This window comes from Microcystis sp. M44BS1, assembly GCF_020244875.1.
GTDB classification, from domain to species: Bacteria; Cyanobacteriota; Cyanobacteriia; order Cyanobacteriales; family Microcystaceae; genus Microcystis; species Microcystis panniformis.
Genome location: NZ_JADBVM010000147.1, coordinates 1 through 5,698 on the forward strand (window position 1 = coordinate 1; position 5,698 = coordinate 5,698).

Annotated in this window: 9 protein-coding genes; 4 read left to right on the top strand and 5 right to left on the bottom strand. The window is 44.9% G+C overall.

Annotated elements, in window-relative coordinates; translation table 11 throughout:
- Positions 1-182 precede the first annotated feature (182 nt).
- Genes cobT through IM515_RS12120 form a run of 3 tightly spaced genes read right to left on the bottom strand, consistent with a single transcriptional unit; the run spans position 183 to position 1,921 of the window.
- Entirely contained in the window at positions 183-1,262 is a 1,080-nt protein-coding gene (cobT, locus tag IM515_RS12110; protein WP_287629033.1) for a nicotinate mononucleotide-dependent phosphoribosyltransferase CobT, read from the bottom strand.
- A 27-nt stretch (positions 1,263-1,289) separates the two neighbouring features.
- Complete coding sequence (locus IM515_RS12115; protein WP_287629034.1) at positions 1,290-1,700, bottom strand: type II toxin-antitoxin system VapC family toxin; 411 nt, start codon at positions 1,698-1,700, stop codon at positions 1,290-1,292.
- Positions 1,688-1,921: a hypothetical protein gene (locus tag IM515_RS12120; RefSeq protein ID WP_002739069.1), complete on the bottom strand. Its 234-nt coding sequence runs from the start codon at positions 1,919-1,921 to the stop codon at positions 1,688-1,690. The genes IM515_RS12115 and IM515_RS12120 overlap by 13 nt, the downstream gene beginning before the upstream one ends.
- 316 nt (positions 1,922-2,237) lie before the next feature.
- Here IM515_RS12120 and IM515_RS12125 point away from each other — a divergent pair, with 316 nt between their 5' ends.
- Genes IM515_RS12125 through IM515_RS12140 form a run of 4 tightly spaced genes read left to right on the top strand, consistent with a single transcriptional unit; the run spans position 2,238 to position 4,888 of the window.
- Entirely contained in the window at positions 2,238-3,116 is an 879-nt protein-coding gene (locus IM515_RS12125) for an ABC transporter permease (protein WP_002765717.1), read from the top strand.
- Positions 3,117-3,161: 45 nt separating this feature from the next.
- Entirely contained in the window at positions 3,162-3,524 is a 363-nt protein-coding gene (locus IM515_RS12130; protein WP_002765716.1) for a thioredoxin family protein, read from the top strand.
- 16 nt (positions 3,525-3,540) lie between these two features.
- On the top strand, positions 3,541-4,719 hold the full coding sequence (locus tag IM515_RS12135) for an LL-diaminopimelate aminotransferase (protein WP_287629036.1): 1,179 nt from the start codon (positions 3,541-3,543) through the stop codon (positions 4,717-4,719).
- Complete coding sequence (locus IM515_RS12140) at positions 4,700-4,888, top strand: hypothetical protein (RefSeq protein ID WP_287629037.1); 189 nt, start codon at positions 4,700-4,702, stop codon at positions 4,886-4,888. Before IM515_RS12135 ends, IM515_RS12140 begins: the two co-directional genes overlap by 20 nt.
- A 65-nt stretch (positions 4,889-4,953) precedes the next feature.
- Here IM515_RS12140 and IM515_RS12145 read toward each other — a convergent pair whose 3' ends face one another.
- Both IM515_RS12145 and IM515_RS12150 read right to left on the bottom strand, forming a co-directional pair.
- Entirely contained in the window at positions 4,954-5,160 is a 207-nt protein-coding gene (locus IM515_RS12145; RefSeq protein WP_287629038.1) for an Rpn/YhgA-type helix-turn-helix domain-containing protein, read from the bottom strand.
- Positions 5,161-5,182: 22 nt separating this feature from the next.
- The coding region (locus IM515_RS12150; RefSeq protein WP_287698009.1) for an Rpn family recombination-promoting nuclease/putative transposase at positions 5,183-5,698 on the bottom strand (516 nt) is incomplete at its 5' end.

Consider the following 5,698-nt stretch of genomic DNA (forward strand, 5'->3'; position numbering starts at 1 on the left):
ATCCTTATCTGGCAACGTTTTTAGTCGATTTCTCGGAAATACATAGCTGAAAATTTTTAAAAACGTCGTGCTTTGCTTACCTCATAAGCGATTAAAGGTAGCAAAAAAAGAATTAGATTCGGAGAATGAATCAGCCCTACCCCTGCCCCCAGGAAAAGCTTTTTGCCGCAAACCCTAGATAGTCAACAGTTTAGTTGAAACCCGATTAAATTTTCGATCGCTTTAACCAAATCTTGATTAGTCCAATTCTGGTACAGAGAAGATGCGATCGCCGATCCTCCGGCTCCGACTCCTTCCTTGACGAAACCCTGTTCATAAGCTTGCAAAACCGGGTATTTAGAGGCGGAAAAGTTTAATTGTGTGGCTAATAGGGGTATTTTTCCGATCATGGTGGCTAATCCGATTGTATCCCCCGTTTCATCTTCCGCTACCCAGCGAGTTGTGCCGACGATGATATTTTCCCAGTTAACCGGATAGGCATATTTAGCCACTAGAGCTTGAATTAGGGCAGAAACGGCTAACATTTGGGTTCCTCCGGCGAGGAGTACCCCACCCTGCCCACTGGCGGCGATGGCCATGCCAGCGACGAAAATCTGCTGAGGATCGCCTAGGGCGGCGATTACCTCAAAAGGATCAAAAATTTCTTTTCGGGCTAATCCCTGCTCAACTATTGCCCGTTTCTGAGCATGATTGCACTGGGGGTGGCTGCTGTTAACTTTGCCGTTGGCTCGATAACCCAATCCGGTTAGGATGGCGAGGGCGGTGGTGGTGCCACCGACCACACACTCGCCGATAATTAGATAACTAGACTCCCGGGCTAATTTTTCTCCCCAGGTTAATCCTTGGGCGAACAGGTGTTTTACTATGGTCAGGTCTAGGGCGCAGCCAGTGGAGAGACAACGGGCCGGTTGTCCCCCTAGTTCGATATAATCGACGGCCGGGGGCAAGGGTAAACCGGCGTTAAAAACGAGGACGGGAATGGCTAATTTTTCCACTACGGCGCGGGTAATATAGGCAGGGGAGGCTCCCACCGTTAGGGGGGGTAAGGGATAACGGGGATGGGGTGAAACTCCTTTAACGATAAATTCGGCATCGGCGATCGCTGTATATTTTCTATCTTCCGGGGTGGCGCCGGCGGTGGAGATTCCGGGGATTAATCCCGTCTCGGTAAAGCCTAAAACTAGGGCAAATATCGGAGAAGATTTTTGATGGCGCTGTAACCAATTTTGCCCCCGTTCGATTTCCGTGTAAATTTTAATCATCTGTTGATTTTGTCCTCTTACTTATCACTATTTCCCTCTCTCCATGAGATGATCTTTGATTTCGACATATTTAGAAAATAAGTTATCAATACTAGCCAGTTTTGCCCCGTATGCTAAGGCTGTAGCCATAATAATACGGTCAAAAGGATCTTTGTGAATGGGAGATAAATTAACTGCTCTAATGGCAATTTCCAGGGTAATTGAAAATATATCTATTTTAGCTACTGTTAAAGCTTGTTGAATCCACTCTTGAAGGGGATAACTTAATTCTAATCTTTCCCGTTGGTTAGCAAGGGCTATTTCATAGCAAGAAATGGGGGAAACTCCGAGAGATTCTGCTAACTCAAATTTTTCTAGCCAATGTTCGGGAAATCTGTCAAAATTGCCATTTATTAACCACAACCAAATATGAGTATCAAGCACAATTACTTCAGACATTCCCAATCTTCTTCATCTACAATAGGACTGACCATATCACCTAGTATTTTAGCTTTACCCACCATATTCTCAACTGGAAAATGACGTTTGAATAAGGATGGTTTTTCTTCTAATAAGTTGTTTTTGCTGGCGGTGAAATTTTTAATTAATTGATAAAGTTCATCTAGTTGTTCTTCAGGTAAATTATCAATTGCTGTTTGAATAAGTTCTTTAACAGTCATAGTTTTACTCTCTATTTTCTGAACTTGAGTTATACTATAACACAACGGTTCCTTCAATAAAGGGACTCATCTTGAGATTTTACCTAAAATACAGCAGACTAAAAAGACTCATTTAAACCGTTTATTCTTAGATTAGCGGAATCTCCCCCAATGCAAAAGTACCTGATCTCAACAAGTAATTTAAACACTTAAGTAGCTGGTTATAATTAAATTTAAAATGGATTTTAGGTTTGATCCCCCCTGCCCCCCTTGATAAGGGGGGTGCCGATAGGCGGGGGGATCTGAAAGTTTTTAATACCTATCTACTTAACAGCTTATGTCTTCCCTGTCTTCTGCAATTATCGATACTTGGCGACGTTTTTACCGAGATCCCCTGGCGGTAATAGGAGCGATCGCATTAATGATAATTATTTTTGCTGTCCTATTCGGTCCGATTTTCTATCGGGTCCCCATCGATACCATTGATTTTAGTCAAACCACTGCTCCCCCTAGTTTAAAACATCTTTTCGGGACTAATGATCTGGGACAGGATCAATTGGCGAGGATTTTGGTGGGGGGTCGAATTTCCCTGGCGGTGGGGATTGCTGCTATGATGGTGGCGATGATTCTGGGGACGGCGATCGGGGCTATTTCCGGGTTTTACGGGGGAGCGATCGATGGCTTATTGATGCGATTAACGGATTTATTTCTATCTTTGCCCCAATTACCCCTACTTTTGCTGATTGTCTATCTATTTCGCGATAGTATCAAAAAAATCGCCGGACCGGAAACGGGTATTTTTATCCTCGTGGTTTTGGTGATCGGGGGTTTAAATTGGATGTCGGTGGCGCGATTGGTGCGGGGAAATTTCTTAAAATTACGGGAGATGGAATTTATCTCGGCTGCGATTGCTTTGGGGGCCACTCCTTTCCGTTTAATCTGGGTGCATTTATTGCCTAACGTTTTGGGAATGATTATCGTGGCGGCCACTTTAGCCGTGGGTAATGCGATTATTACCGAGTCAACCCTGAGTTTTTTGGGTTTGGGTTTCCCCCCCGATGTGCCGACTTGGGGACAAATGTTATTTAAAGCTAAAGATTACTTGACAACTGCCCCCCACTTGGTCATTTTTCCCGCTCTAGCTATCGTGATCACGGTGTTAAGTATTAATTTTATCGGTGATGGTTTACGGGATGTCTTTGATCCTAATGTTTGAGGAACTTTGGAAGTGGATAATTGCCGAAAAGTACCCAGAACCTCTATGATAATCAGTAGCGATGGTGAGGAAATAAATACTGTGAGTAGCGTAACTGTCATTAGCGATCAGAAGTTTGACCAAGAGGTTTTTGAGGTCGAAAAACCCGTTTTAGTCTATTTTTGGGCGAGTTGGTGCGGTCCGTGTCGTCTGGTATCCCCCTCGATCGATTGGGTGGCCAAAACCTACGACGAACGGCTAAAAGTAGTTAAACTAGAAATAGACCCTAACCCCGACTCGGTGGCTAAATGTAAGGTGGAAGGTGTTCCCGCTTTACGCATCTTTAAAGATAACCAAATTATTGCCAGTCATGAAGGGGCGATCGGCAAACAACAATTACAATCTTTTATCGATACCTATATCAGCTAATTAGGTATCTGTGGTTATGAATAACTTAACCCTAGCACACCGCTTACAGGCACTACAATCCAACGTTTTTGCCGATATGGATCGGGCAAAAGCTGCCAGTAGAGAATCGGGTAATACCATTATCGATCTTTCGCTCGGTTCCTCCGATCTTGGTGCTGCTCCCCACGTTGTCGATGCTATTGAGCGATCTCTCCACGATCCTCACACGCACGGCTATTTACTCCATAATGGGACCAGAGACTTCCGAATAACTGCCGCTAACTGGTATAGCGATCGCTTTGGTGTACCCATCGATCCGGAAACGGAGGTTTTACCCCTGATTGGTTCTCAGGAAGGCACGGCCCATCTACCTTTGGCCCTTCTCAACCCCGGGGATTTTGCCCTACTCCTCGATCCGGGTTATCCCTCCCATTTGGGCGGTGTTGCCCTTGCCGGCGGTCAAATCTACGGAATGCCAATTTTGTCAAAAAATGACTTTCTGCCGGTTTTAGAGGACATTCCTGACCTAGTGCTGGCACAATCGAAGCTGATGGTCTTGAGTTATCCCCATAATCCCACCACAGCGATCGCAACTTTGGCATTTTTCCAAAAAGCGGTTGATTTTTGCCGTCAGCATAATTTAGTTTTAATCCACGATTTTCCCTATCTAGACATCTTTTTTGCGGGAACATCGCCCCCCCCGTCAATTTTACAGGCCGATCGAGCTAAAACTAATTCGATCGAGTTTTTTACCTTTTCCAAGTCCTATAATATGGGCGGTTTTCGCATCGGTTTCGCCATTGGCAACCCGCAGTTAATTATGGCTTTGCGACAGATTAAAGCTATGGTTGATTTTAATCAGTATTTGGGCATCCTTAATGGTGCGATCGCTGCTTTAACTGGTAATCAAGATTCGGTCAAAGAAACCGTCGCTATCTTCCAAAAACGCCGGGATGTGTTTATTAATGCCCTAAATCGCATCGGTTGGCCAGTTGCCACTCCGGCCGCTACTATGTACGTTTGGGCGAAAATTCCCCCCAGTTGGCCGGGTAATTCCGTCGATTTTTGTCGGCAATTGGTGGCCCAAACTGGTGTCGCTGTTTCCCCCGGTTCCGGTTTTGGTAAGGGTGGTGAGGGGTATGTGCGTTTTGCCTTAGTTCACGATCCCGATATTCTAGAGGCTGCCGTGGAGAAAATTGGGGCTTTTTTGGGATAAAACCGATATTCTAAGCAGTGGTTATGCTGCAATCGATAACTTTCGCCTTGTTGCTTCTGATATTTCGGGTGATATTGGTAATGTGTCCACTCCCAAACCTTCTGGTGTTATCGGACTAGGCATACTAGGTGGTGGTTTAGTGGTGCGTTGCGTCGCTAAAAGTCGTTAACTGCGCTTGGGGTGCGGAGATGAGCCAAAATTTTGCTAATTCCCCACCCTTTGCGGTTAAAAGCTTTAATTGTGCTGCTGTCTTTGTAATTGCTCGATCGCGTCGGGGGACAAATCGGTAAATCGGGCGATTTCTGGGATAGAAAAACCAGCAGATAGCATTTTTAGGGCAATTTGTCGAGCTTTTTCTTCTTGGCCTTCTTGTCGTCCCTTTTCCTCGCCTTCCTCTCTGCCTTCCTCTAAAATATCTTGATAGATGACGGATTCTCTCATAATGTCACTCCGAAGAATTTTTCTAATCGTCTCTCGATTGTAATTGCTCGATCGCGTCGGGGGATAAATCGGTAAATTGGGCGATTTCTGGGATAGAAAAACCAGCAGATAGCATTTTTAGGGCAATTTGTCGAGCTTTTTCTTCTTTACCCGCTTGCAATCCTTCTTGCAATCCTTTTTGTAGTCCTTTTTGTAGTCCTTTTTCCTCGCCTTCCTCTAAAATATCTTGATAGATGACGGATTCTCTCATAATGTCACTCCGAAGGATTTTTTTGATCGTCTCTCGATTTAATACTAACCCGGCGAGAATACTGGTAGCGGCAGCGAGATTGCTTTGCACCTGTTTTTCGGGGATAGTTTCTAGAGAACGGGACACCAGACTTAACACCTGTTCGGGGTCATCGGTATTGCTGAGGACGGCAAAGGGTAATAAACCGGGATGATGGAAAAATTGTGGTGTCTTTTCTTCCCAAAGACGGATGACTTGGAAGGAATGAAAGGTTTCCCCCAGACGGAAGGTATTTTCTTGTACTAGGGG